Here is a 25,333-nt window from a genome sequence, read left to right on the forward strand (position 1 = left end):
CCCGAGCTCCCTATCGCGCGAAGCGCGCCCCCGTGCGAGGACCTCGCCTTTGGGGGATCGAAAGGGGGCTGGCCCCCTTGGGAAGCGCTGCCCGGAGCCGCGCGAAGCGCCTCGCAACGCGGAGCTCCATGCGGTTCCCGGGGTCTAAGGCGCAACCACGTTGGGGGTGTCGGTCAAGGGTGGGAGGAGGGTCCACAGGCGGGATGGGGCCAGGGGCTGGGTGGTGAGGAGGAGGCCGGTTTTCAGGTGGTCCTCGATCACTCTCGCGCCGTAGACCTCCCCCGCGACCGGCGTGACCGCCAGCGCGTAGTCCCCCTTCGGTCTCAGTTTGACGTTCTTCGTGCGGCCCGCCGGTATCGACACCTCGAACGGCTCCTCCGGCCGGCCCTTCTCGGGTATCACCTGGATCCGTACCTTGCCGGGGACGCCGACGGCCGTGAGGATCAGCTTCGAGCCCGGGCCGTTGCGGGCCACCGTGCTGCCCAGGTCCAGCGCGGGGGTGCCGGCGGTGAAGGCGACGTCCGAGCGTCCTCCCGTGCCCGTGATGACGAGGCCGGCCACGATCGGGGTGGGTGAGGTGAGGACCAGGGCCGCCGAAGAGCCGCCCACGCCCGTGGTGACGTCCAGGGAGACCACGCTGCCGGCGGGCACGTCCAACGACTCGCGGCCCTTCATGGCGTACTCGGCGTCCTCGCTCACCGCCTTGATCCGCACCTGGGCGTCGTTCTCGCCGGGGGCGGCGACCAGGAGTTCGCGGCGGCCGCCGCCACCGGGGAGGCCGGGTACGACGACGCGGGTGGCGGGCGGGGCGGCCGAGGGGAGCCAGTCGACGCCGCCGGTTTCGAGGGCGGTCCTGGCGGCGACGGCGAGGCGGCCGAAGGCGGTGGTGACGCTCACGGCCATGATGTCCGCCGACGGGGCGATGGTCTTGAGGTCGATCTCGCGGTGTTCGCCGGGCGCGATCTCCAGGCCGATGCCCTTGTCGCCCGAGATGGGGCCTTCCGCCGCGTAGACCTGTACGTCCGCCAGGGCCGGCGCCTTGTCGGCGTTCGTGAGGTGCAGGCGGACGTCGGCGTTGGCGGGGCCGGGGCCCACGAGCCAGGTCGTGGGGGCGGGTTCGGTGCAGCGGACTCCCGCGAGGCCGCGGCCGGCGCCCTGGGTGGCGCGGGTGAGGTAGCCGGCCTCCAGCCCGCCGGGGCCTTTCGTCACGTACGGCTTGGCGTCGCGCATCGGCTCGTGGGTGAGCGTGCCGGGCAGGTAGACGCTGACCCGCTCGCCCTTGGCACCGGGGCACACCGCGGTGACCGACTCGACGGCGACCTTCCTGGGTTGCGGTTGCGGGGCGGCCGCCGCCGAAGGGGCCGGCCTGGTGACGTACGCGACGCCGTACAGGGCCGCCAGTGCCACGACGACCAGCGCCGGCAGCCCGAACCGGTTCTCCACGAACGCCTTCATCGCCCACCCGCCACGTTCACGGCCATTCTGGCGGCGACCGCCGGCGGCGCCTCCACGGCCTCGGGGGCGCTTTCGCGCCGCCCCGGCGCCGCCAGCACCGCGATCACCAGCACCAGCACCGCCTGGGTCCACAGCCAGGGCGTGTGCAGGGCGCTGACCGGCTGGGCGGGTACGCGGACGACCGGCTCGGCCAGCCGCCACAGCCCGCCCGCCTCCGACAGGCTCATGCGCGCCAGCGACGGCTGCGAGTCGAGCGTCCTGGCCAGTTCGGCGGAGACGGGCGGCGCCACGGCCACCATGCCCACGCCGAGCTTGCCCAGGATGGCCGCGTCGCCGCCGCGCCCGCCGACCAGGCCCTCGACCGCCGCCCCCAGGCGGGTGCGGGCCTCGGACTCGACCGGGAGCTCCGACTCGCCGATCAGCGGGGTACGGCCGTGCAGCACGGTGAACGAGGAGCCCTTGATCACCAGCGTGCGCTCCCCCTGCGTGGTACGGGCGGCGGCCAGCACGGGCAGCACGTCCGGCACGTCGCCCACGAGCGGTCCCCGCACCCCGGTGGCCACCCAGTACCCGGCCGCCAGCAGCGGCGTGCTGAACGCCACCGCCGCCACCGCCATCGCCCCCAGCCGGCGCAGCGCGCCTCCGGCACGGAGTTCGGCCAGGCGGTGGGCGGTCAGGCCCACGAGGACCACCAGCCCGGTCCCCGCGAACGCCAGCGGGACCCCTGGCCAGGCCCGTGCGCCTTCGACGGTGACGCGGCTGACCAGGATCGCCGCCAGCACCCCGTACAGGGTGATGCCCCAGCCGATGGCGACGATCATCCGCTGGCGGCGCATGAGGAGCGCGGCCAGCGCCGTGACCACCAGGCCCCCGGTCACCCAGAACGGCGGCAGCCCCGGCCCTCCCGGGCTGAGCGCCAGCAGCGACTCGGGGGCGAGCGCGGCGTCCACCAGGGCGGGATCGTGCAGCCCCGCTTCGAGCAGGATCTTGCCCGGGGAGGTCACCAGCCCCGCCAGCCAGGGGAAGAGCAGCACCGGAGGCACCGCCAGCGCGATGGCCATCGAGGTCACCGCGCCGCGGAACGCGACGGCCGCCAGCACCCCCAGCACGGCGAACAGCGGATAGACCAGGGGCGCGAACGCCGTCCCCACGGCCAGCAGCAGCCCGAGCGCCCACGCGGCCCGGCGGGCGCGGCGGCGTTCGCCGGACAGCACCACCGTCCCGAGCGAGGCGTAGAGCGGCACCAGCACGAACACCACCGCGGTGCCCAGCCGTCCGGCCGCGATCGCTCCCGTCGCGACGGGCAGCAGCGCGTACGTCCCCGCCGCCCAGGCCCGCGCGGGCACCGCCGGGATGACGTGCCGGGTGGCCAGGTACGCCGTCGCGCCCGCCAGCGGCACCGAGCCGAGCAGCAGCACGGACACGGCCAGCCACGTCTTGCCGAACGCGAGCGTGGACAGGGCCGCGAGCACGGCGACGTACGGGGGCGTCCAGGCGTTCGAGCCGAGCCCGATGTCGTGGAAGCCCTCGGTGTAGAAGGCCCACAGGTCGCCCGCGCCGCCCGTGACCGGGACGAGGGCGCCGCCGCCGAGCCGTTCGCCGCCGAGGAGGGAGCGCTCGGCGACCAGCGCGACCGCGGTCAGCGCGAGCATGAGGACGACGCCGGGACGGCTGAGGAAGCGTTTGACCGCGCCGGTGTCCGCCGGCACGACCTCGTACTCGTCCTCGGCGGAGGTGGAGGCGGTGGCGTGGTGGTGGCGGCCCGTCGAGTCCACGGGCGCCTCGCCGGCGAGGAAGCTCTGCACCATGTCGATGAGCCGCCGCCAGGCCGCACCCCGAGGGGACATCAACCGCTTTATGCGGATATATCCCTTCTTGCGGGCCTGCCTGTTTCCGGCGGGGCGACGGGCCCGGCGCGCCCGCAGCAGCCGGAACGGATGCAGCAGGATCGACGCCATCGCCGCCAGCTCGTCCAGCGCGTTCGCGGGCTGTTTGCTCACCACGAACAGCGCCGTGCGGAAGGCCGAGCCGAGCACGTTCCGCAGCAGCGCCCAGAGCATCGCGCCGAACGGCAGGTTCGCCATCACCACGAAGATCGCGTTACGCCTGTCCAGCCGGCGGGGATGGTCGCCGCTGACCGTGATCCTGCGCCGCCTGCGAGCCGCCGCCTCGGCGTGCCAGGCCACGGCGGAGGTCACGTTCAGGACCTTGTGCCCGGCGTTGCGCACCCGCCAGCACAGGTCGAGATCGTCGCGGAACAGCGGGAAGAACGGGTCCAGCCCGCCGACCCGCTCCCACACGTCGCGCCGGATGAGCATTCCGGCCGTGGACACCGACAGCACGTCCCGCGTCCCGTCGTGCTGCCCCTGGTCGAACTCGCGCGGCTCCAGCCCCGTCTCCCTGCGCCCGGTACGGCCCACGGTGACGCCCACTTCGAGCAGCCGCCGGCGGTCGAGCCAGTCGAGCAGCTTCGGGCCCAGCACGGCGGCCTTCGGATCCTGCGCCGCCGCGGTGAGCAGCGCCTCCAGCGCCCGCCTGTCGGGGGCGCAGTCGTCGTGCAGCAGCCAGATCCACTCGTCGCTTCCGGCGGGTGGCAGCTTGGCGAGGACTTCGGCGACGGACTCGCCGAAGCCGGTGGAGCGCGGCAGGGAGATCAGGTTGCCGCGGCCGAACGCCTGGGCGAGCAGGTCGGCCGAGCCGTCCCTGCTGCCGTTGTCGACGCCGGCCACGCGGTCCGGCCTGCGACTCTGGTTCACCAGAGCACGCAGCGTCTCCCCCAGCCAGCGCGCGCCGTCGTGAGCGACGACGATCACGGTGACATAGGGACGTGACATGGGCGGATGCTCCTGAGGGGGGTAGAGCAGGCGCGCCCACCATATACCTGTGACAGCCGGGACAGCAGATGCGGAAAGGGTCACGCGTTCGACCGCGTGACCCTTCCGCCCATATACCTAAACGGCCTGGCGCTTGATCCGTCTGCGCTCCCGCTCGGACAGCCCTCCCCAGATGCCGAACCGCTCATCGTGCTCGAGTGCGTATTCCAGACACTCTGCACGGACCTCGCACGATCGGCAGACCTTCTTGGCCTCTCTGGTGGAGCCGCCCTTCTCCGGGAAGAACGCCTCCGGATCCGTCTGCGCGCACAACGCGCGCTCCTGCCAGCCGAGTTCTTCAGCGTCAAGCTGATCCTGTGCGATGACCGGATCGGTCACTGCACACCTCCCTGCCGCCCGCCCGCAATGGAGCCCCCCATGGACGCCTTCCTTATTACCCACCCATCGGAAGGCGTAACAACATGGTTGTAATTACACGCGTGTGCTGTAGCTGACGTCAAGCGGCATGCAGCTATCCGGGGAAAGACCAGAGCTCGCCCCGGTGTGCTTGGCATGTGATGTTCACGCCCGGCCGACACCCTTTTGCGCGCGGCGTCGTAAGGCTCGTTCAACCTGTCAGCGGTCCGAACCGTACCAGGGCGGGATAGACACCCGCCCAGGCCCCACCTTCTCTCTAGTCGTTCATTACCGGTCCGTTACCTGCGGGGCTCGTTGGGCGTGTATATGGCCGTAGGGTCGATGGGGTCGTCTCCCGGGCGCGCGCCGTAGGGGGTGGAGTCGAGCCGCATCGTCGCGTCGCCGACAGGCTCCGCCTGGCGGGGCCAGGGCTGCTGCTGTTGGGGCGCCTGGTGGGTGGGCCGGTACTGGCCCTGCTGGGGCTCGTAACCACCCTGCTGGTGGTGCTGCGGGTGGCCGAGCGGGTCCTCGTACGACCTGGGCCCCTGGCTGGAGTAGTCGGGCACGCGCAGCTCCGGCTGGGTGCCCGCGGTGGAGTGCTGGGCCGTCGAGTGCTGGCCGGTGGAGTGCTGGTACGTCTCCGCCTGCTGGTAGGCGTCCATGAGCTGCTGGGAGCGCGGGTCCACGGGCGGGTCGGGCTCCTGGTACGCGGACGGGGTGGCGTACTCGCGGCCCGAGTAGCCGGTGAACGGCTGGCCGCCCTGCTGGTCGAAGGCGCTCTGGCCGAAGTACGGCTGCTGCGGCTGCTGTTCGGCGGCCGGCGGGTAGGGGACGCTCGGCGCGGTGTCGCCGGCCGGCGTCGGGAAGGCCTGGTCGGCGAACGCGTTGGGCGCGGGCTCCGGGGGCGCGTACGGGTTCGGGCGGTCCGCGGGCGGGGCGTAGGGATTGGGCTGCTGGTCCGCGGGCGGGGCGTACGGGCTGGGCTGGTCGGTCCCGGGCGGCGCGTACGGGTTGGGGCTGGACTGGCCGTAGGCGCTCGGCTGGCTGTCCGCCGGGACGTACGGGGCCGGCTGGTACTCGACGGCCGGCGGGGTGGAGTACTCCTGGGCCGAGGGGACCGAGGGGGCCGTGTCGGCGGGGGCGTAGGCCGACTGGGCGAAGCCCTGCGGGGCGTAGGCCTGGTCCGGCTGGCCCTGGTCCGACGAGCCGAAGCTCGGCGGGGCATAGGACGGGTCAGGCTGGCCCGGTCCGAAGCCCTGGGGAGCGAAGGACTGCTCGGGCGGCTCCACCGGCTGGAAGCTCGGCGAGGAATAGCCCTGGCCGGCCTCCCCAGGTCCGAAGCCCTGCGGGGCGAAGGACGGCTCAGGCTGGCCCGACCCGAAACCCTGCGGGGCGTAGGGCTGCCCAGGCTGGTTCGATCCGAAGCCCTGGGGAGCGTTGGGCTGCTCGGGTTGGCTCTGATCGACCGATCCGAAGCCCTGCGGCGCGTAGGGCTGGTCCGGCTGGCTCTGCTCCAACGGGCTGAAGCTCGGCGTGGAGTAGGACTGGTCGGGCTGGCTCTGCTCCGGCGGGCCGAAGCTGGGCGCGGGGTAGGGCTGCTCGGGCTGGCTCTGGTCCGAGGGGGCGGCGGGCAGGGCGCCCCTGATCACGTGCAGTTGGGGCTGCGGCTCCGGTTGCGCGGCCTGGGGCTCGGGCTGGCCGCCGAAGCTCGGGGGCTGCTGACCGTACTGGCCCGACGGGGGTTGCTGGCCGTACTGACCGGAAGGGGGCTGCTGCCCGTAGCCGGGCTGCTGGCCGGACGGCGGCTGCTGGGCGAAGCCCGGCTGCGGACCGTACGCGCCCGAGGGCGGCTGCTGGCCGTAAGGAGCCTGGCCGTAGCCGGGAGCCTGCTCGGGCTGCCCGAAACCGGGGGCCTGCTGCGGCTGCTCCGGCTGACCGAAGCCCTGCTGGGCCTGGTCGGGCTGACCGAAGTGCTGGGGCTGCTCCGGCTGGCCGAACTGCTGAGGCTGGTCGGGCTGGCCGAACTGCTGCTGCCAGGGCGCCTGCTGCCCGAGGTTCGGGTGGTGGTAGACCTGCGCGACGGGCCGCTCCGGCAGGATCTGCGGGATCAGGTACACCAGCGCGACGGCGACCAACGCGACGGAAGGCACGCCAAGGAGCACCAGCTGCATCGTCGGCCAGGCCCCGAGCCCGGAGAACAGGCCGAGGATCAGCGACAGCATGCCGAACACCGTGGCCAGCACCAGCCCGACCGCCGACCCGTACATGATCGGCTTGGCCTTGGGCGACGGTTCGCCGACCTTGGTGACCAGCAGCACGGCTCCGAGCAGCAGCGCGGGCACGACGGGGTTCGCCAGGTCCAGGACGTTCGCGGCCGCCCGCCTGGGCAGGCTGGTCAGGGACGTCGACGAGCCGACCAGGACGTCGCCGACCGCCAGCAGCACTGTCAGCAAGCCGAGGACGAGCATGATCCATGCGCCCGGCTCCTTCAGCCGGGCGACGTCAAATTTGCTCACAAGTACCCCCATCGGACCCTTTAGCCCGAAGGGAGTTTGCCACATGACCGACTCGGGTGGCGGGGGTCCCAGGAACCTCCTGCATCCCAATTCGGCCTACACCTGGCACTTCTCTCATAACAAGTGGGGTAAAACCACACCCGCGACAGGGTTGTCAGGGGCCGATGGAAGACTGGCGGCATGCACATCGTGTCACTCGCGGGCGGCATCGGCGGCGCCCGTTTCCTGCGCGGACTGCGCGCGACCGCGCCGGATGCCACCATCACCGTCATCGGCAACACGGGTGACGACATCACCCTGTTCGGCCTGCGGGTCTGCCCCGACCTCGACACCGTGATGTACACCCTGGGCAACGGCATCGACGAGGAGCAGGGCTGGGGGCGCGCCAAGGAGTCCCACGTCGTCAAGGAGGAGCTGGCCGCGTACGGCGTGGAGCCGCAGTGGTTCGGGCTCGGCGACCGCGACTTCGCCACCCACATCGTGCGCTCGCAGATGCTGGAGGCCGGCTACCCGCTCTCCCAGATCACGCAGGCGTTGTGCGCGCGCTGGCAGCCCGGCGTGCGGCTGCTGCCGATGACCGACGACCGCTGCGAGACCCACGTGGTGATCGAGGACGAAAACGGCAAGCGCGCCATCCACTTCCAGGAGTGGTGGGTGCGGCTGCGCGCCTCGGTCCCGGCGCAGTCCTTCGCGCTGGTGGGGGCCGACACGGCCAAGCCCGCGCCGGGCGTGCTCGACGCGATCGAGCAGGCCGACGTGGTGATCCTGCCGCCGTCCAACCCGGTCGTGAGCATCGGCACGATCCTGCAGGTCCCGGGCATCCGCGACGCCCTGCTGCCCAAGACCGTGGTCGGGGTCTCGCCCATCATCGGCGGCGCGCCGGTCAGGGGCATGGCCGACGCCTGCCTGACCGCCATCGGGGTGGAGACGACGGCGCAGGCCGTGCTCGACCTGTACGGCCCGGAGCTGATCGACGGGTGGCTGGTGGCGGAGGAGGACGAAGGGGTCGCGCTCGACGGCGTACGGGTGATCGCCCGGCCGATCCTCATGCACGACGCCGACGCCGCCGCCGACATCGCCCGCACCGCGCTCGACCTGGCCCAGGAGCTCGCCCGATGACCAGCGCCCCCCGGCGTTTCGAGGTGATCGCCGTCGAGGGCATCGGCGAGGTGCGGCCCGGCGACGACATCGCGGAGCTGCTCAAGGACGCCGGCCTGCGGGACGGCGACATCGTGGTCGTCACGTCCAAGATCATCAGCAAGGCCGAGGGCCGCGTCCGCAGGGCGCCCGACCGCACCAAGGCGATCGAGGACGAGACCGAGCGCGTGGTGGCCAGGCGGGGCGACACCGTGATCTCCCAGACCCGCCACGGCTTCGTCATGGCCGCCGCCGGGGTCGACGCCTCCAACACCGAGCCGGGCACCGTGCTCCTCCTCCCCGAAGACTCCGACGCCTCGGCCAGGCGCATCAGGAAGGGCCTGGCCGTGCGGGCGGGCGTGATCGTCTCCGACACGTTCGGCCGCCCGTGGCGCAACGGGCTCACCGACGTGGCCATCGGAGTGGCGGGCATGCGCCCGCTCGACGACTTCCGTGGCACCTCCGACGGCTACGGCAACGAGCTCAACGCCACCGTCACCGCGCTGGCCGACGAGATCGCGGGCGCGGCCGAGCTGGTCAAGGGCAAGCTCGGCGGGGTCCCGGTGGCGATCGTGCGCGGGCTGTCCCACCTGGTCACCGACGACGACGGGCCCGGGGTCAGGCCGCTGGTGCGGCCGGCCGACGACGACCTGTTCCGCTACGGGTCGCGGGATGTCGTGTTCGCGCGCCGTACGACCAGGGAGTTCTCGGACCGGCCGGTCGATCCGGCGAAGGTACGCAGGGCGGTCGCGGCGGGCATCGCCGCGCCGGCGCCGCACCACACGACCCCCTGGCGGTTCGTGCTGGTCGAGTCGCCGGAGACGCGCACCAAGCTGCTCGACGCCATGCGCGACGCGTGGATCGAGGACCTGCGCGGCGACGGGTTCAGCGAGCAGTCGATCGCCAAGCGGATCAAGCGGGGCGACGTGCTGCGCGACGCGCCCTGCCTGATCGTGCCGTGCCTGGTGATGGAGGGCTCCCACACCTACCGCGACGATCGGCGCAACGCGTCGGAGCGGGAGATGTTCGTCGCGGCGGCCGGCGCCGGGGTGGAGAACCTCCTCATCCAGCTCGCCGTCGAGGGGCTGGGCTCGGCGTGGGCGTCGTCCACGATGTTCTGCCGCCCGGTCGTCCGCGAGGTGCTCGACCTGCCCGGCTCCTGGGACCCGATGGGCTGCGTGGCCGTCGGCCACGCGGCCGCCCCGCCGCGCGACCGCGCGCCCCGCGACCCGGACGACTTCATCGTCACACGCTGACCGCGGCCCGAAAGGATAGGTCAGACGGGCATTTACCGTTAGGAAAGTTTCCTTTACATTTGGGGCATCCCCCCATGTGAAGGAGCAACTTCATGAGAAGGACGCTCACGTTAGTCGCCGTGGTGGTGATCGCCGTCGCCACCACGCTGTTCAACACGGCGCCGGCGTTCGCGCACGGCTACGTCAACTCCCCGCCCAGCCGGCAGGCCAACTGCGCCCAGGGCAAGGTCCCCAACTGCGGCAACATCATCTACGAGCCGCAGAGCGTGGAGGGCCCGAAGGGGCTGCGGAGCTGCCACGCCAACCTGTCGCAGTTCGCGCAGCTCAGCGACGAGAGCAAGCCGTGGCCGGTCGCCCAGGCGGGCACCACGGTGACCTTCAACTGGACGTTCACCGCCAGGCACGCCACGCTCAACTACGAGTACTACATCGGCAACACGCGGGTCGCCGTCTTCAACGGCAACGGCCAGCAGCCGCCCGCGACGGTCTCGCACACGGTCAACCTGTCCGGCTACTCGGGCCGGCAGAAGGTCCTGGCGATCTGGAACATCTCCGACACCACCAACGCCTTCTACTCGTGCATCGACCTGCAGATCGGCGGCGGTGGCGGCAACCCGAACCCGACCCCCACCCCGACCGTCACGCCGACCCCCAACCCGACGCCCACGCCCACTCCCACGACGCCGTCGGGCACGTGGAAGGCCGGCACCGCGTACGCGGTCGGCAACACCGTCACCTACAACGGCGTCACGTACCGCTGCATCCAGGCCCACACCGCGCTGGCCGGCTGGGAGCCGCCCAACGTCCCGGCGCTCTGGCAGCGCGTCTAGCCAGCCAGAAGGGGGCGTTCCGCCAGGAGCGCCCCCTTTCTCATGGGGTCGGCTTGCAGGTGGGGTGGCAGAGCCGGCGGGCCAGGGCGGCGAGGAAGACGTCGATGATCTCCCCCGGCTCCTGGGCCTCGTGCAGCGAGCCGTTCGTGGCGGCCGTGATCCGCGACAGGCTGTCGTGATCGACGCCCTTGCCGAACGCGATGATGATGATCTGTATGGGCTTGTCGGGGTTCCACTCGTGGCGCAGCTTGTCGAGGAGCTCCGGCAGCTTCGTGCCCTTGCCGTCGTCCTTGCCGGCCGTGATCACCAGGAGCGCGTTGTTCATCTCCTCGCGGTACTCGCTGGTGACCTTGCGGAAGCCGCCGAGTATCGCGTCGTAGAGCGAGCTGTCCAGGGTGGGATGGGCGGTGATCGTGCCGGTCAGCTCGGCGAGGCGGCTCTTGCGTACCACCTGTCCGGTCTGGGGCTCGTTGATCGGGCCGAGCCCGACCCGCTCCCGGTAGGGCTTGAGGCCGCCCAGCCCCTCTGCGAACTCCCACAGGCCCATGTGCGTCGAGTCCGGGAAGAGCTGCAGCCCGATCTTGGCCGCGTCCAGCGCGATGCTGATCCTGGTGGTGCCGTTCAGCGACTCGGCCATGTGCTTGGAGGTGTCGGCCAGGACGAGGATGTTCGTCGGCGGGGCCAGCCGGCTCCAGGCCCGCAGCGCCTCGTCGATGTCCTGCGACGACACCGACGACCTGGTCTTCGGCGTCTCCGAGGGGATCTGCGGCCCCGGCGAGATCGGGCCCAGGGTGCCGTCGCCCGATCTGAACCCGGCCCGCCGGACGATGTCCTGCGCCTGCGAGCCCTTCAGCCAGTCGGCGAAGACCGTGGACGCCTCGGCCACCGTGGGGTCGGTCGCGGTGACGACGTACGGGTAGTCGAGGTTGATCGTGCCCTCGCGCGGGTGCAGCGCGACGACCGGGTCGGCGGAGGGGCGCTGGTTGTGGTTCCAGACCGACTGCTCGGGGACGATGACGACCGGACGCTGCCAGAACGTGTGGTCGTCGACCGCCGCCAGCATGCTGCGGTAGTCGGGGGCGGAGCCGGCCTGCGCCCACCGTACGAACGCGGTCAGCGCCTTGTCCGCCTCCGGCCCCGTGCCGACGACGTCCCTGGCGGCGGCCACGGTCGCGATGCCCGCCCCGGCCAGCGACGGGTCTGGTACGCGTACGACGTCCGGCTCGTCCGAGTTGGGCGTCAGCCGCCCGCGCACGGTGGCGGGGAAGACCATCCGCCAGTTCATCTCGGTCTTACCCACGGAGAAGCGCTGGGCCAGCGACGAGCGGGTGGCGAACACCAGCGGCGAGGTCGCCACCACGCTCTCACCGGCGGGCAGCGCGCTCGCGCCCTGCTGGCGGGCCAGCCTGATCCAGGCCGACGAGTCCGCGATCCACCCGTCGGGCCGCTCGCGCAGGACGCCCGCGCGGTCGCCGATCAGCGTGCGCAGGACGGTGGCCGGCGACTGCTCGGTCACCTGGACCAGCACGCACCGGCCACCCACGGACGTCTTCGTCTCGTTGAACCGCTCGGCGGCCTCCATGGCCGCCGGGGCCACGTCGACGGCCGCCGCGACGCTGACCAGAACAGGCTCTCGTGTGCTGCACAGCAGGCCGCCACTGCCGAACACCACCACGAGGCCGGCGGCCACGATGGCCACCGCGGTCAGGCCCGCCAGCATGCCGCGCCGTAAAGCCTTCCTGCGTCGCAGCTCAGCGGGCAGCGGAGCGCGGTGCCGACCTAACCGCACGGTGAACCTCTCTCCCAGGGGAGTGATGATTCTTCCAGCGCCTCCCATGGCGGGCGCAAGCCTTGTTAGAACATGTTACAACTACGCCATCGGCAGGACCCTCCGGACGCTCTTGCACACGCCGTCGCTGGCCTCGGACGCCGCGAGCCGTTCGTCCGCGGGGACGCCGTACTCGGTGGTGCGCTGCCTGACCGGCCTGCCGGTGACCTCGACCATCTCGCGCAGCTCGCTGATCGTCTTGTACGAGCCGTTCTCCGAGCCCGCCATGCGGCTGATGGTCTCCTCCATGAGGGTGCCGCCGAGGTCGTTCACGCCGCCCTGGAGCACCTGGCGGCACAGGTCGTCGCGGAGCTTCACCCAGGAGCACTGGATGTTCTTGATCGAGCCGTGCAGGAGGATCCTGGCGAGCGCGTGCACGGCCCTGTTCTCTGCCGCCGTGGGGCCCGGGCGGGCGATCCCGGCCAGGTAGATGGGGGCGCTGGTGTGCACGAACGGCAGCAGCACGAACTCGGAGAACCCGCCGGTCCGCTCCTGGAGGCTGCGGATCAGCTTGATGTGCCTGACCCAGTGCAGGTGGTTGTCGACGTGCCCGTACATCATGGTGGACGTGGTCGGGATGCCCACCTTGTGGGCCGTCGTGATGACCTCGACCCACTCCTTCGCGGGCAGCTTCCCCTTGGTCAGCACCCACCTGACGTCGTCGTCCAGGATCTCGGCCGCCGTCCCGGGCAGCGAGTCGACCCCGGCCTCCTTGGCCGCCTCCAGCCACGCCTGGATGGACATGTCGGTGCGGCTGGCCCCGTTGATGACCTCCATCGGGGAGAACGCGTGCACGTGCATCCCGGGCGTCCGCTCCTTGACCGCCCTGGCCAGGTCGAAGTACGCGGTGCCGGGGAGGTCGGGGTGGATGCCGCCCTGCATGCACACCTCGGTCGCACCCGCGTCCCACGCCTCCTGCGCCCGGTCGGCCACCTGGTCCAGGCTCAGGGTGTACGCGTCGGCGTCCGTCCTGCGCTGGGCGAAGGCGCAGAAGCGGCATCCGGTGTAGCACACGTTGGTGAAGTTGATGTTCCTGTTGACGACGTAGGTGACCTCGTCGCCCACGGCCTGCCGGCGGAGGTCGTCGGCGATGGCGGCCAGCTCGTCCAGCGCCTCCCCTTCGGCGGCCAGCAACGCCACGGCCTCGGCGTCACTCAACCCACCCGGATCGGCCGCCGCCCTCCGCAACGCCCGCCGCACCTCCCCAGGCGTCCCACCCCCCGCGGGGGCGCCGGTGAGCGAGACTCCGTCCGAAGCACCGCCCACCGCCACGCCACCCGCCGGCGCGCCCGCCGAAGCGGCGCCTCCGGCCGCAGCGCCGGCAGGCCCCGCGTCGGGGTGCGCGGCGTCAGCGCCCGCACTCTCCGCAACCCGCGCGCCGGGCGCCGGTGCGGCGGGGACCCCGGCGGTGGTGCCCGGCGCAACGCGTGCGGCGAGATCCGACCCCGCACCGTCCGACGGCGCGGTGGACGACGACGTGGCGGGCGCGGGGAGGCGGTCGCGGAGGGCGGTCCAGTCGCCGTAGACGTGGTCGAAGTCGTCCCGCCGATCGTGCGTGCGCCCCGCCGTGTCCACCTCCACGTGTAGATCGACCCGTCCCGACGACGCGAACCCGCCGTCCGGCTCCTGCCACGGCAACCCCCGCAGCTCGGCGTCAGGGCGGGCGAGCCCGGTGGCGGGGTCGGCCAGGGCGGCCACGTGGGCGAAGAGCCGGGGGTCCAGCCACGGCTCCCCGGCCACCACGTACTCGGGATAGATCGTCAGCCGCTCCCGGAGCTGGAACCCGGACTCGGCGGTCCGGGTCTCCAGGAGGGAGATCTGCGGCCAGGGCCGCTCGGGGTTCACGTGGTCGGGGGTGAGAGGCGACACCCCGCCCCAGTCGTCGATGCCCGCCCGGATCATCAGCGCGTACTCGGAGTCCACCAGGTTGGGCGGCGCCTGGATGCGGACCCGGGGCCCGAGCACGAGCCGCGCGACCGCGATCGTGGCCGCCAGCTCCTCCAGGGACGCGTCGGGCAGCCCCCGCATCGCGGTGTCGGGCTTGGCGCGGAAGTTCTGGACGATGACCTCCTGGATCCCGCCGTACTCGCGCGCCACCCGCCGGATCGCGAAGATCGACTCGGCCCGGTCCTCGATGGTCTCGCCGATGCCGATCAAGATCCCGGTGGTGAAGGGCACGTTCGTCCGGCCGGCGTCCTCCAGGACGCGCAGGCGTACGGCCGGGTCCTTGTCCGGCGACCCGTAGTGGGCCTCCCCCTTCTCCTCGAACAGCCGCCGCGACGTCGTCTCCAGCATCATCCCCATGGACGGCGCGACGGGCTTGAGCCGCTGCAGGTCACGCCAGGTCAGCACCCCCGGGTTGAGGTGCGGCAGCAACCCGGTCTCCTCCAGCACTCTGATCGCCATGGCCCGCACATAAGAAAGGGTGTCGTCATAGCCGTGCGCGTCGAGCCAGGAGCGCGCCTGGTGCCAGCGGTCCTCAGGCCGGTCTCCCAGCGTGAACAGCGCTTCCTTGCACCCCATGGCCGCCCCCTGCCGGGCGATCTCCAGCACCTCGTCAGGGCTCAGGAACGGCGCGGGCAGCTTGTGCGGCGCGGTCGCGAAGGTGCAGTAACCACAACGGTCCCGGCAGAGCCGGGTCAACGGGATGAACACTTTCTTGCTGTATGTGATGATCCCTTCGCGGCCGACCGCCCGCAGCCCGGCGTCACGTACGCGGGAGGCATGTTCGAGCAGGGCGTCGAGGTGCTCGCCCCTGGCCTGCAGGAGGACGGTCACCTCCGTGACGTCGAGGGCCTTGCCGTCGCGGGCACGTGCGAGGGCCCGGCGGAGTGCGGAATCACTGACGAGACTCATACGGGCACAGTACGACGGCTGAGTTCGCCGCACGCACCCAGGGGCCCGGCGCGTCAGAAGGACCGGTAGTCGCGTACGGACATCCGGGGCCCGCGCGCGGGCGGGCGCAGGCCGGTGAGCCAGACCAGCACCGCGGCGCGGTGCCGATGCCCCTGGTACGGCTCCAGCAGCCGCAACATCCCGGGGTCGTCGGTCTTCTCCCCGGTCAGCGCGTAGCCGACGAGCTTGGCCAGGTGGTAGTCGCCGACGCTCACCGCGTCCGGGTCGCCCAGCGCGCGCTGGCGCACCTCGGCCGAGGTCCACACCCCGATCCCGGGCAGCGCCCGCAGCAGCCGGTCGAGCTCCTCGGTGGTCGCGGCGGCCTCCAGCTTGTCGGCGTGCCAGGCGGCGTTCGCGATCGTCCGGGCGCGGACGGCCTCCGCTCCCGCGCGGTGCCAGTGCCAGCTGGGGATCTGCCGCCACACCACGGTCTCGGGCACGACCCGCATCCCCTCGGGCGCGGGTCCGGGCGCGGGCTCGCCGTACCGGCCGAGCAGCCACCGCCAGGCCCGCCACGCCTCCTGCCCGACCACCTTCTGCTCGAGCACGGCCGGTACGAGGGCCTCCATGACCCGCCCGGTACGCCCGATCCGCAAACCCGGATTTTTCCTGACAACCTCCGCCAAAACATCATGTTTGGCGACAAATCCGGAAGCGTCGTCGAATGCCCCCAACAGCGCCGGCAGCGCCTCCAGCGCCCACTCCGCGCCCGGCCCCCACGCCTGCCCGTGCACGCACCCGGCCTTGACGCTCACCCGCAGCGTGCACGGCCCGTCGGGCGTCCTGGAGGTGCGCCACACGGACCCGTCAGAGCCCTGCCGCCAGGTGGGATCCCCGCCGCCGCGCTTGTGCGGCTGCAACGCCAGCCCCACGTCCAGCGGCCCCTCGGGCACCCACCTGCGCTCTCTCACCCGTCCAGTCTGCCCCCACCTCCCCGCTGCCCGTGACCGGGCCGCAGGAGCGAGGGCAGAGGCTCAGACGTCGCTCGAATAGCGCATCGCGCGCTCGGGCAGCTCCACGCCCGGCCAGATGCGCACGCCGTTCTGCAGCTCGTTGCCCGGCCCCACGATGGCGCCGTCGCCGATCACCGCGTCGCACACCACCGTGCCCGCGCAGACCCGCGCGCCCCGCCCCACCACGGAGTCCGTCACGGAGGCGCCCGCCTCGACGACGCAGTCGTCGGTCAGCACCGAGCCCACCACCGTCGCCCCGGCCTCGACCACGACCCGCGCGCCGACCGCCGTGCCGCCCTGCACCTTGGCCTCAGGCGAGACCTGAGCCCCTTCCAGCGCGAGGAACTCCCCGGTCGGCCCGGGCAGCGCGGGCGAGTCGAGCCGCCCCAGCACCAGGTCGCGCGACCCCCGCACGAAGGCCGCCGGGGTGCCGACGTCGAGCCAGTAGGTGCGGTCGGCGTAGCCCAGCACCAGCTCGCCCGCCTCGATCAGCCCGGGGAACGTCTCCCGCTCCACGGACACGATCTCGTCGCGGGGGATCGAGTCGATCACCGACCGGGTGAACACGTAGCAGCCGGCGTTGATCCGGTTGGTGACCGGGTTGGGCGTCTTCTCCAGGAAGGCCGTCACCCGCCCGGTCTCGTCGGTCGGGACGCACCCGAACCGGGAGGGATCGTCGACTTCTGTCAAATGGAGCGTTACAGCGGCATGTCGTGCCAGGTGAGTGCGTACCTGATCGCCGATGTCGTGGCCGGAGAGGATGTCCCCGTTGAGGATGAGGACCGGGTCGGACGGCCCCGCCGTGAGGGCTTCGGCGGCGTTGCGGATCGCGCCGCCGGTGCCCAGCGGTGTCTCCTCGGTGATGTATTCGAGTGAGAGCCCGAACGCCGACCCGTCACCGAAGGCGGGCTCGAACATCGACGCCTTGTAGGAGGTGGCGAACACGATCCGGCGGACCCCGAAAGATCGCGCACGGGCGAGTTGGTGGGCCAGGAACGGCACTCCGGCGGTCGGCAGCAGCGGTTTCGGCGTGCCCAGTGTCAGCGGACGCAGGCGCGTGCCCTGCCCCCCGACCAGGAGGATCGCCTCGAGGTCTGGCAAAGAGCTCTCCATCACTCCGTGAGGTTACCGAACTATTCGATCGCGCGTTGATAAGAGCTGAGATGCGCCTCGGCCGAGGCGTCCCAGGTGAACTCGCGTGCTCTTGCCAGCCCCGCCTCCCGCAACTGCCCCCTGCGGGCGGGGGAGCCCAGCAGGTGTCCGAGCGCCACGGCGATGCTGTCGGCGTCGGGCTCAGTGTAGGCCACGGCGTCGCCGCCGACCTCTGGCAGAGACGTGTGATGTGTCGTCAGAACCGGCGCGCCGCAGGCCATGGCCTCCAGCACCGGCAGCCCGAACCCCTCGCCGCGCGACGGGAAGGCCACCACGAGCGCCCCGCCCAGGAACCCCGGCAGGTCGGGCGCGCGCAGGTAGCCGGGCCGGATGACCCTGACGGTGGCCTCCACCTCCCGGCAGGCGGCGTCGACGTCGTCCTCGTGGACCCCGCCGCCGATCACCAGCGCGGGCGGCGCGTCCAGGTGCTTCGCGGCGGCGGCGAAGCCGCGGATGAGGTTGGGAACGTTCTTACGGGGGTCGAGCGCGCCCAGGAACGCCACATAGGGCTGGCCGTGCAGCCCGCACCGCAGCGCGACCCGGCGGATCTCGTCGTCGCTCGGCGGGTGGAACTGCCCCAGGTCGACTCCGTGGTAGGCGACGTCGATGCGGGTGGGGTCGGCGGCGAGCACGCGGACGAGCTCGTCCCTGGTCGCCTTGGAGGGCACGATCACCCGCCGGGCGTGGCGCACGGCGGTGCGGGTGGCGGAGCGGAAGAACGACGCCCGCGGACTGTGCTGGTCGGGCTCGGTGAACCAGGTGGCGTCGTGGATCGTCACCACGGTCGGCAGGCCCGAACCGAGCGGGATGGAGTAGTAGGGGGCGTGGATCACGTCCGCCCCCGCCTGCCGGGCGAGCAGCGGCAGGCCGGTCTGTTCCCAGGCGAGCCGGGCCGCCCTGTTGGAGATCGCCACGGGCCCCGGGAGGACCAGGGCCGAGGGCGCGAGGCGCCGGTAGCGTTCGGCCTCCGATCGCTGGCAGACCACCGCGAGGTCTGCGCCGGCCCGGTCGAGCGCGGCCACGAGCCCGTCCACATATCTGATCAACGCGCCACGGTCCGCGGGGACCGCCGCCGCGTCGACGAGCACTCGAGGCATTACGTAGATCTTCTCCCCTCAAGATCAACGTGGGACTGGTGTCCCCCTCTGAAGTTCAGCTTATGACCAGCCTCCCCTAAATCGCCGGTCAAATCACACGGAGTTGCGACGCGCTGCGATTCCCGCCATACCGGCGCAGATCAGGTCCCCCAAAATAATGACAATGCGGGACGAAAGAGCCACCGCGATCGCCGCGCCACCGTCCACGTGAGGCGCCAGCACCGCGACCATCGCGACCTCCCGCACGCCCGCGCCCGCCGGGACGACGAAGGTCAGGATGCCCAGGCACCACGACAGCGCGAAGGCCCCGACGGCGAAGAGCAGGCCGCCCTGGGGGGCGACGAAGTAGAGGTGCACGCCGTAGCAGAGCCAGCCGGCCAGCGCCCAGCCGAGGGCGGCGAGCATGCCGCGCCGGGTCAGCGGGCGTTCGAGCGGCTCCCGCTTGAGCTTGCGCAGGGCGTACCCGATCACGGCGTTGATGACCTTGGGCTCCAGCAGGACCAGCAGCAGCGGGATGAACAGCAGCAGCCAGCCATAGCGGTCCCAGCCGAGCGTGACCAGCGAGACGAGCAGGCCGGTCGCCAGCTGGATGGGCATCATCAGGAAGAACGCCGCCGCGCTGCGCGAGCGCGGCACGCCGAGGTCGCGGCCCATCTCCATCTGGGCGATCACCGGCCAGACGGCGCCGGGGATGTATTTGCCGAGCTGGCCCACGAAGAAGACCTTGGCGGCGGGCCTCAGCGGCAGCGGGGAGCCGAGGTCGGCCAGGAGGGTGCGCCAGGTGAGCATGGCGCCGAGCAGCGCGGCGACCACGGCGACCAGCGACCCGGCCAGCGCGGCCCACGACAGCCTGGCGAACCCGGCCACCACGGTGTCCCACTGCTTGGCCACGGCGTAGGCGCCGAAGCCGAGCGCGACGGCCAGGAAGCCGTACCGGACGAGCCTGCGGACCGGCGAGCGCCGCGGGGCGGCCTCCTCTTTCACCGTCGTCACAGCGGGCGGACCCGCTCGGGCGGCTGCGGCAGCGCCGCGCCCGCGGGCCGCCGCGGCGTCTTGGTCGCCACCCACAGGTACGTGGGCACCAGGGGCAGCAGCAGCCTGAGCACCTCGCGGGGAGTGCGGGCCAGCACGGTCTGCGCGATCCGCCCCAGCGCGCCCGGGAACAGCTCGCCCCCCGCGAACCGGCCCGGCGTGGCCAGCACGGGGAAGGTGTAGTCCCACACGTGGAAGGCCCGCAGCATCCTGCGCAGCCCGCGCCGCGTCCTGAACCGCTCGTAGTAGTGGTCGGCCCGCCCGGACGCCCGCACGTAGCGGTCGGCCAGCGCGGGCGGCAGGTAGGACAGGAACGGCAGCTTGTAGTGGGGCTCCATGACACCGAGCCGGTTGCCCAGCCCCAGGTAGAGGACCCCGTCGTCGGACAGCACCCGGTGCATCTCGGCCACCACGGAGTCGGGGTCGACCACGTGCTCGTAGATGTGGTTGAAGACCAGCACGTCGATCGACCCGTCGGGGAACGGCAGCGCGGTGCCGTCGCCGCACACGAACGCCACCCGCTCGCCGAACCGGTCGGCGGCCTTGCGCAGCCCCGGCACGTCGATGTCGATGCCCAGCGTGTGCTTCGCCCCGGCCTGCGCGAGCTCGTCGGCGATGAACCCCGCGGAGCAGCCCACGTCGCCCACCGTCAGCCCGCTCAGCGGCCCGCGGAAGTGCTCGAGCACCGCGATGATCTTCGCAGCCTTCCGCCGCCGTTTGCCCTCGTCGAGCATGGCGGACTGGAACTCCGAGTATTCGAGCTGCGCGACTCGTTGCTTACCCACGAGGACCCACAGTACCCAAATGGGCATGGGTCCGAAGCCGGTGCGGGCCGCGCCCGCGGTCTCCGGCGCCGCCGTCTGGCCTGCCCGGCGGAGCACGCGTAGCCTGAGCGAATGCTCCGTCGCCTGCTGCGCGTCGTCCTCGCCCTGATCGCCCTCGGCTTCCTGGGTTACGGGCTGGCCACGAACTGGGACGAGACCACCGGGGCGGTGGCGGCGATGTCGCCGTGGGCGGTGCTCGGGGCGTTCGCGGCGGTGCTGCTCGGCCAGGTCTTCATCCTGGTGGCCTGGCGGGAGATCCTGGCGGGGCTCGGCACGCGGGTGCCGCTGCGGATCGCCGGGCGGATCATGTTCGTGGGCCAGCTGGGCAAGTACATCCCGGGCGCCGTGTGGGCGTACGCGGCGATGATGGACCTCGGGCGCGACCACGGGAGCCCGCCGCGGCGCACGTTCGCGACGATCTCGCTGAGCCTGGTGATCAACCTCGGCGTCGCCGTCTCGATCGCCGCGGCGACGCTGGGCTCGCTGGAGGCGGTGCGCAAGGCCTGGTACCTCGTGCTGCTCGTGCCGGTGATCATCGTGTGCCTGCATCCCAAGGTGCTCACCTGGGGTCTCAACCTGGCGCTGCGGATCGCGCGCAAGGAGCCGCTGGAGAGCGTGCTGCCCGGCCGTACCGTGGTCGTCGCGGTGGCGTGGACCGCGCTCGGCTGGTTCGTGTACGGCCTGCACATCTGGTTGCTCTCCGGCCGCTCCGACCTCTACCTCGTCGCGACCGGAGCGTACGCGTTCGCGTGGGCCACCGGGATCCTCACCATCGTCGTGCCCGCGGGGGTCGGGGTCAGGGAGGGCGCGCTGGTGCTGGTGCTCGCGCCGATCATCGGCACCCCGGCGGCGCTCGCGGTGGCGATCGTGTCGCGGCTGGCGTTCACGCTGGCGGACGCGACGGCCGCGGGCATCTCGTTCGTGCTCGGCCGTCAGGCGGCCAGCAGCGTCCCCGCGTACGCCGACCAGAACGGCTCGGGATCGACGGCCTTGACGCCCGACCGCAACCTCTCGGGCTCGCCCGAGGCGTAGAAGCGTTCGAGGGCCGCGCGCAGCGCCCCGGCGTCACCCGGCTCGACCAGCAGCCCGTCCACGCCGTCGGTGACGTGGTCGGCGAGCGCTCCGACGCGGGTGGCGATCACCGGCACGCCGTGCTCGTGGCCGAGCCAGACGTTCTGGCTGGCGGTCGCGTTCCGGTACGGGAGCACGAGCGCGTCCGCCCGCGCGAACAGCCCCGGCACGTCCTCGGCGGCCACGTAGCCGGGCCGCAGCTCGACCCGGTCACCGAGGCCCAGCTCGGCGATCAGCGCCCGCGTCTCGTCGAGCCCGCCCCAGAACTCCCCCGCGACGGTCAGCGAGATCCCGTCGGGCAGCGCCCTGAGCAGCAGGTCCAGCCCCTTGTACGGCCGCACGATGCCGAAGAACAGCAACCTGCGGTGGACCTGGGTGGACTTCTCGGCGTTGGTGGAGGGCAGGTGCGGCGGCAGCGCCGCCACGCTGACCGGGCTGCCCGTCAGCCCCTTGGCCAGCCCGGCCTGCTGCTCGGAGTGGGTCAGCACCCCGTCGACCCGCTTGAGCAGCGCCTTCATGAGCGGCTCGTCGTACGGCTTGCGCTCGTGGGGCAGCACGTTGTGGCAGAGGGCAATAGTCCTGACTTTTCGCCTTATCCCGTACAAAATCCCCAAATATGCGGGGACCTGCACCGGGCTCAGCACGGCCAGCACCACCAGATCCGCCGACCTGAGCCGCCTCCCGGCGGACACCCACCCGTCGGGACGCCGCCAGTCGAGCCTGCGCAGGGTGTTCGGGAAAGGCGTGCCCTCCGGCGCGGAGATCGTCTGCTGCCCCGGGTAGAGGAACGACGGATACTGCGCCCGCCACGACTCGATCACCACGTCGTGGCCCTGGGCCGTGAGGCGGTGCGCCAGCTCGGTGGTGTGCTGGGCCCCGCCCCCCTTGTACGGATAGGTGGGGCCGACGATCGCGATCCGCACGCGCTACTCCCCCCGCGAGCGCACGATCAGGTCGGCGAGCAGCGCCACGGACCCGATCAGCAGCCCGGACAGGAAGATCATCACGGTGTTGGCCGGGAAGTAGAACGGGTGCATGACCATGTCCCACAGACCCTTCACGAACCCGATGCCCACCAGCCACAGCGCGGGCGGCATGAGCACCTTGAGCGGGTTGAAGTACATGATCATCCGCAGCACCTGCAGGATGTAGCGGTACGCGTCGGACACGAAGCTGAACTTCGACTTCCCGGCCCGCTTGGCGTAGTCGATCGGCAGGTAGTAGATGTCGTGCTGGTTGGACAGGAACGACAGCGTGATCGTCGTCACGCACGAGAACCCGGGCGGGAGCAGCCGCAGGTAGGGCTTGGCCACCGTCCTGCGGAAGGCCCGCAGCCCCGAGTTGAGGTCGGGGATCTTCTGCCCGGCCAGCTGCTCCGCCACCTTGCGGATCACCCATTTGGCGGGGACGCGCAGCAGCTTGTGCGAGCCCTCCTCGCTGGTGCGCGCGCCGACCACCTGGTCGATCATCGGATCCTTCTCCAGGATCTGCACCAGCTCGGGGATGCGGTCGTTGGGGTAGGTCATGTCGGCGTCGGTCCAGACGACGATCTCGCCCTTGGCCTCCTGCGTGCCGATGCGCCGCACGGTGCCCGCGCCGCCGTTGCGGTGGAAGGCGCGGATGCGCAGGTGGGGGTAGTCGGGAGCGGCCTGCTTCAGCCTGGCCAGCGTCTCGTCGGTCGAGCAGTCGTCCACGGCCACGAGCTCGTAGGTGTAGCCGCTCGAGTCCATGGACCTGGTGATGCGCTCGACTTCATCGATGACGTGATCCTGCTCGTTGTAGCAGGGAAGAACGATGGTGACGTACGGCGCTTCTTCCACGGCAGGTCCACTCTTCGGGGTCTCTAGCGTGCTCACGGGCCTTGAGGGTACTCTGCCCAACTCAAAGCCGAGTCCACGTGCGCCCACTGGGAGCTCCCACTTCCAAGATCATCCATTCCCTTCGGGGAGGGCCATCCAGGCGCCGATCTGCAGGCCCCAGGTGCCGTTCGGGGCGTCCACGAGAGAGCGTTCGTCCTGGCGGGAGGCCAGCGCGAAGACCTGGGTCGGAGATCCGTACGGCGCCACCTGGACCTCGTCGGCGGCCAGCACGACGGGGACGCGGCCCGCGGCGCGCACCCGCGCGATCAGCCGGCGCACCTGCGCCTCGGGGGCGGTGTCCATCGAACCCTCGCGGGCAACGATCGCCGCCGGGCGGTCGCACATGCCGCGTACGAGCTGGGTGAACCGATCGCCGGTCACCCGCTCCACGATCAGCACCGACGCGTCGGGCGGGAGCTTCGCGCACATCCCCGCCACCGCCGCCGCCTCGCCCCGCTCGACCGGCGTGAACGCCGTCCCGATGGAGGTGACGGCCGGCGGCGCGAGGACGATCAGGACGGCGAGCGCCATCCCCCACCGCCGCGCCCGGGGCCCGCGCGGCCAGGACGGCGGGTGCGCCCGGAGCAGGTCGCGCAGCCGTGCCAGGCCGTACATGGCGAGCAGGATCAGGCCCGGGATCACGATGGGGACCAGGCGGCGGGCGGCCCACGGATGGTCGGGGGTGATCTCGGGGCGCAGGAGCGTGGTGACGGTGGTCCAGCCGATCACCGCGAGGGGCAGCAGCCACTCGAACGGCCCGCCGTCCCGCAGCAGCCTGCGCACCAGCACCGCCGCCGCGACCGTGGCCAGCACCACCACGGGGATGCCGACGTACCAGGTCACCCAGTGCAGGGAGTTCTCGAAGTAGAGCCGGGTGTCGTCCACGGGCAGGCCGTTGGCCTGCTGGGTCTGGGCGATCATCAGGGCCGTGCGGCGGTCGTCCTCCGTCACGGGCACGCGGGTCACGGTCTGGAACCACGGGCGCGCGTACAGGCCGGCCATGAGCAGCACGACCAGCCCGGCCCCGGCCGCTGGGACCCACGCCGGCGGCCGGATCCTGGCCAGCAGCGGGGCGGTGGCCGTGCCCACCGCGGTGAGCACGAGGACGGCGGCGCAGATGGCCAGCAGCGGCTTGACCGACCCCGACAGGTACGACAGGTAGGGCCGGGAGAGCAGGTACGCCGCGAGCATCCCGGCCCCGGCGCCCGCCACCAGCCCGGCCAGCAGCGGCACGCCCAGCGCCCCCTGCGGCCTGGCGAAGCGGCGCATCGCGATCAGCAACCCCGCGAACGCCAGCACGGGCAGCACGTCGCGCAGCCCGTCGACCCGGACCAGCACGGCCAGCCCGAACACCAGCCCGGCCAGCAGCCCGCGGGCCCGGCCCGGCCGGGCGAGCGCGTCGTGTGCCAGCGCCAGCCCGCCGAACAGCAGGATCAGCGACGGGATCTCGCTGAACGTGCTGCGCGAGGTGTAGAGGATCGGCAGGCTGACCGCGAACACCGCCGCCCCCAGCACCGCCCACCGCGCCCCCGCCAGCCGCGCCACCACCCCGGCCACCGTGAGCACGGCCAGCCCGCCCAGCACCGCCGGGATCGCGAAGGGCATCCCCAGCCAGTCGCCGATCGCGAACAGGATCGGCGGCCCCGGCATGAACTGCGGCACCACCGCCCCGTCGAACGCGTAGAACCCGACGCTCTTGAAGATCAGCGACGGGTCCGGGCCGCCGAACGCCCAGGCCTGCGTGGGAACGGGCAGCGAGCCGTGGCCCGCGATCCAGGCCGCGTACTGCGCGTACGTGGCCGGGTCTCGCCTGACGACGATCTGCTCGGTGTGCATGAGCGTGTTGAACACGCCGGACGCCACGGCCACCGCCACGACGCCCATGACCTGCCGGGACGTGGCCTCGGCCACCTTGCCGAGGCCGCGGGTGCCGGCCCGGCAGAGCAGGGCGGCGGCGGGCAGCCCGAGCAGCACCGCGGGCAGCGGCGCGAAGTGGCCGAGCAGCAGCAGCGGCAGCCCCGCCACCAGCCAGCCCGCCACGGCGAGCGCGGGCGCCACCGAGAGCACGGCGAGCGTCCGCCCGGATCGGTCGAGTCCCATCGGTGAGCGAGCGTATCCAACCTGGAGGTCCCGGTGGGTTCCGCCACACGGCGGGCGATCTTCATCTCAACCGGGGAGACCTGGCGTGCGTATCCCTT

18 protein-coding genes are annotated in these 25,333 nt (G+C 72.1%); 4 read left to right on the forward strand and 14 right to left on the reverse strand.

The genetic code is table 11. The features are described from left to right. Positions 1 to 144: 144 nt before the first annotated feature. From ACWEPL_RS08155 to ACWEPL_RS08170, 4 genes are all read right to left on the reverse strand, one after another. A complete protein-coding gene (locus ACWEPL_RS08155; protein ID WP_452435560.1) occupies positions 145 to 1,455 on the reverse strand; it encodes a DUF5719 family protein in 1,311 nt (436 codons plus the stop codon). Next, on the reverse strand, positions 1,452 to 4,289 hold the full coding sequence (locus tag ACWEPL_RS08160) for a glycosyltransferase (RefSeq protein WP_452435561.1): 2,838 nt from the start codon (positions 4,287 to 4,289) through the stop codon (positions 1,452 to 1,454). Before ACWEPL_RS08160 ends, ACWEPL_RS08155 begins: the two co-directional genes overlap by 4 nt. 117 nt (positions 4,290 to 4,406) lie before the next feature. Beyond that, entirely contained in the window at positions 4,407 to 4,667 is a 261-nt protein-coding gene (locus ACWEPL_RS08165; protein ID WP_020546325.1) for a WhiB family transcriptional regulator, read from the reverse strand. Between the two features lie 317 nt (positions 4,668 to 4,984). Further along, positions 4,985 to 7,201 (reverse strand): hypothetical protein, encoded by a 2,217-nt coding sequence (locus tag ACWEPL_RS08170; RefSeq protein ID WP_452435562.1) that lies wholly within the window; start codon positions 7,199 to 7,201, stop codon positions 4,985 to 4,987. Between the two features lie 180 nt (positions 7,202 to 7,381). Between ACWEPL_RS08170 and cofD the strand changes: the two genes are divergently transcribed. The 3 genes from cofD to ACWEPL_RS08185 all read left to right on the forward strand — a co-directional run bounded on the left by cofD (position 7,382) and on the right by ACWEPL_RS08185 (position 10,424). Next, entirely contained in the window at positions 7,382 to 8,320 is a 939-nt protein-coding gene (gene cofD, locus ACWEPL_RS08175) for a 2-phospho-L-lactate transferase (protein ID WP_355190746.1), read from the forward strand. Next, positions 8,317 to 9,594 carry a coenzyme F420-0:L-glutamate ligase gene (locus ACWEPL_RS08180; RefSeq protein ID WP_452435563.1) on the forward strand — a complete coding sequence of 426 codons (1,278 nt, stop codon included), beginning with the start codon at positions 8,317 to 8,319 and terminating at the stop codon, positions 9,592 to 9,594. Before cofD ends, ACWEPL_RS08180 begins: the two co-directional genes overlap by 4 nt. A 92-nt stretch (positions 9,595 to 9,686) precedes the next feature. Then, positions 9,687 to 10,424, forward strand: a complete 738-nt coding sequence (locus tag ACWEPL_RS08185) for a lytic polysaccharide monooxygenase (protein WP_452435564.1) — start codon at positions 9,687 to 9,689, stop codon at positions 10,422 to 10,424. 40 nt (positions 10,425 to 10,464) lie between these two features. On the opposite strand, the gene ACWEPL_RS08190 is transcribed toward ACWEPL_RS08185, so the two are convergent. The 7 genes from ACWEPL_RS08190 to ACWEPL_RS08220 all read right to left on the reverse strand — a co-directional run bounded on the left by ACWEPL_RS08190 (position 10,465) and on the right by ACWEPL_RS08220 (position 20,166). Beyond that, positions 10,465 to 12,213, reverse strand: coding sequence for a substrate-binding and VWA domain-containing protein (locus ACWEPL_RS08190; RefSeq protein ID WP_397368294.1), 1,749 nt, complete (start codon positions 12,211 to 12,213; stop codon positions 10,465 to 10,467). An 81-nt stretch (positions 12,214 to 12,294) separates the two neighbouring features. Next, positions 12,295 to 15,108, reverse strand: coding sequence for a bifunctional FO biosynthesis protein CofGH (locus ACWEPL_RS08195; RefSeq protein WP_452435565.1), 2,814 nt, complete (start codon positions 15,106 to 15,108; stop codon positions 12,295 to 12,297). Positions 15,109 to 15,161: 53 nt separating this feature from the next. Further along, positions 15,162 to 16,058 (reverse strand): DNA-3-methyladenine glycosylase family protein, encoded by an 897-nt coding sequence (locus tag ACWEPL_RS08200; RefSeq protein ID WP_350728375.1) that lies wholly within the window; start codon positions 16,056 to 16,058, stop codon positions 15,162 to 15,164. Between the two features lie 63 nt (positions 16,059 to 16,121). Next, positions 16,122 to 17,201: a sugar phosphate nucleotidyltransferase gene (locus ACWEPL_RS08205; protein WP_452435566.1), complete on the reverse strand. Its 1,080-nt coding sequence runs from the start codon at positions 17,199 to 17,201 to the stop codon at positions 16,122 to 16,124. A gap of 32 nt (positions 17,202 to 17,233) precedes the next feature. Continuing rightward, positions 17,234 to 18,349 carry a glycosyltransferase family 4 protein gene (locus tag ACWEPL_RS08210; protein WP_363962455.1) on the reverse strand — a complete coding sequence of 372 codons (1,116 nt, stop codon included), beginning with the start codon at positions 18,347 to 18,349 and terminating at the stop codon, positions 17,234 to 17,236. A gap of 93 nt (positions 18,350 to 18,442) precedes the next feature. After that, positions 18,443 to 19,342 (reverse strand): lysylphosphatidylglycerol synthase transmembrane domain-containing protein, encoded by a 900-nt coding sequence (locus tag ACWEPL_RS08215; protein WP_363962454.1) that lies wholly within the window; start codon positions 19,340 to 19,342, stop codon positions 18,443 to 18,445. Continuing rightward, on the reverse strand, positions 19,339 to 20,166 hold the full coding sequence (locus tag ACWEPL_RS08220; RefSeq protein WP_363962453.1) for a class I SAM-dependent methyltransferase: 828 nt from the start codon (positions 20,164 to 20,166) through the stop codon (positions 19,339 to 19,341). Before ACWEPL_RS08220 ends, ACWEPL_RS08215 begins: the two co-directional genes overlap by 4 nt. Positions 20,167 to 20,277: 111 nt before the next feature. Between ACWEPL_RS08220 and ACWEPL_RS08225 the strand changes: the two genes are divergently transcribed. After that, positions 20,278 to 21,237, forward strand: a complete 960-nt coding sequence (locus tag ACWEPL_RS08225; RefSeq protein ID WP_363962452.1) for a lysylphosphatidylglycerol synthase transmembrane domain-containing protein — start codon at positions 20,278 to 20,280, stop codon at positions 21,235 to 21,237. On the opposite strand, the gene ACWEPL_RS08230 is transcribed toward ACWEPL_RS08225, so the two are convergent. From ACWEPL_RS08230 to ACWEPL_RS08240, 3 genes are all read right to left on the reverse strand, one after another. Further along, positions 21,138 to 22,199 carry a glycosyltransferase family 4 protein gene (locus tag ACWEPL_RS08230; protein WP_452435567.1) on the reverse strand — a complete coding sequence of 354 codons (1,062 nt, stop codon included), beginning with the start codon at positions 22,197 to 22,199 and terminating at the stop codon, positions 21,138 to 21,140. The two genes, ACWEPL_RS08225 and ACWEPL_RS08230, sit on opposite strands and share 100 nt — an antisense overlap. A gap of 3 nt (positions 22,200 to 22,202) precedes the next feature. Continuing rightward, the gene (locus ACWEPL_RS08235; protein WP_357726325.1) at positions 22,203 to 23,132 is read right to left on the reverse strand and encodes a glycosyltransferase family 2 protein; all 930 of its coding nucleotides are present in this window, start codon (positions 23,130 to 23,132) and stop codon (positions 22,203 to 22,205) included. A gap of 72 nt (positions 23,133 to 23,204) precedes the next feature. Next, entirely contained in the window at positions 23,205 to 25,235 is a 2,031-nt protein-coding gene (locus ACWEPL_RS08240) for a hypothetical protein (RefSeq protein ID WP_452435568.1), read from the reverse strand. Positions 25,236 to 25,333 lie beyond the last annotated feature (98 nt).

This window comes from Nonomuraea sp. NPDC004186, from assembly GCF_053603495.1.

Excerpts from the sequence above, each read along its gene's own strand:
- ACWEPL_RS08155 (WP_452435560.1), bottom strand. The coding sequence starts at position 1,455 with ATGAAGGCGTTCGTGGAGAACCGGTTCGGGCTGCCGGCGCTGGTCGTC.
- ACWEPL_RS08160 (WP_452435561.1), bottom strand. The coding sequence starts at position 4,289 with ATGTCACGTCCCTATGTCACCGTGATCGTCGTCGCTCACGACGGCGCG.
- cofD (WP_355190746.1), top strand. The coding sequence starts at position 7,382 with ATGCACATCGTGTCACTCGCGGGCGGCATCGGCGGCGCCCGTTTCCTG.
- ACWEPL_RS08180 (WP_452435563.1), top strand. The coding sequence starts at position 8,317 with ATGACCAGCGCCCCCCGGCGTTTCGAGGTGATCGCCGTCGAGGGCATC.
- ACWEPL_RS08185 (WP_452435564.1), top strand. The coding sequence starts at position 9,687 with ATGAGAAGGACGCTCACGTTAGTCGCCGTGGTGGTGATCGCCGTCGCC.
- ACWEPL_RS08195 (WP_452435565.1), bottom strand. The coding sequence starts at position 15,108 with ATGAGTCTCGTCAGTGATTCCGCACTCCGCCGGGCCCTCGCACGTGCC.
- ACWEPL_RS08210 (WP_363962455.1), bottom strand. The coding sequence starts at position 18,349 with ATGCCTCGAGTGCTCGTCGACGCGGCGGCGGTCCCCGCGGACCGTGGC.
- ACWEPL_RS08225 (WP_363962452.1), top strand. The coding sequence starts at position 20,278 with ATGCTCCGTCGCCTGCTGCGCGTCGTCCTCGCCCTGATCGCCCTCGGC.
- ACWEPL_RS08240 (WP_452435568.1), bottom strand. The coding sequence starts at position 25,235 with ATGGGACTCGACCGATCCGGGCGGACGCTCGCCGTGCTCTCGGTGGCG.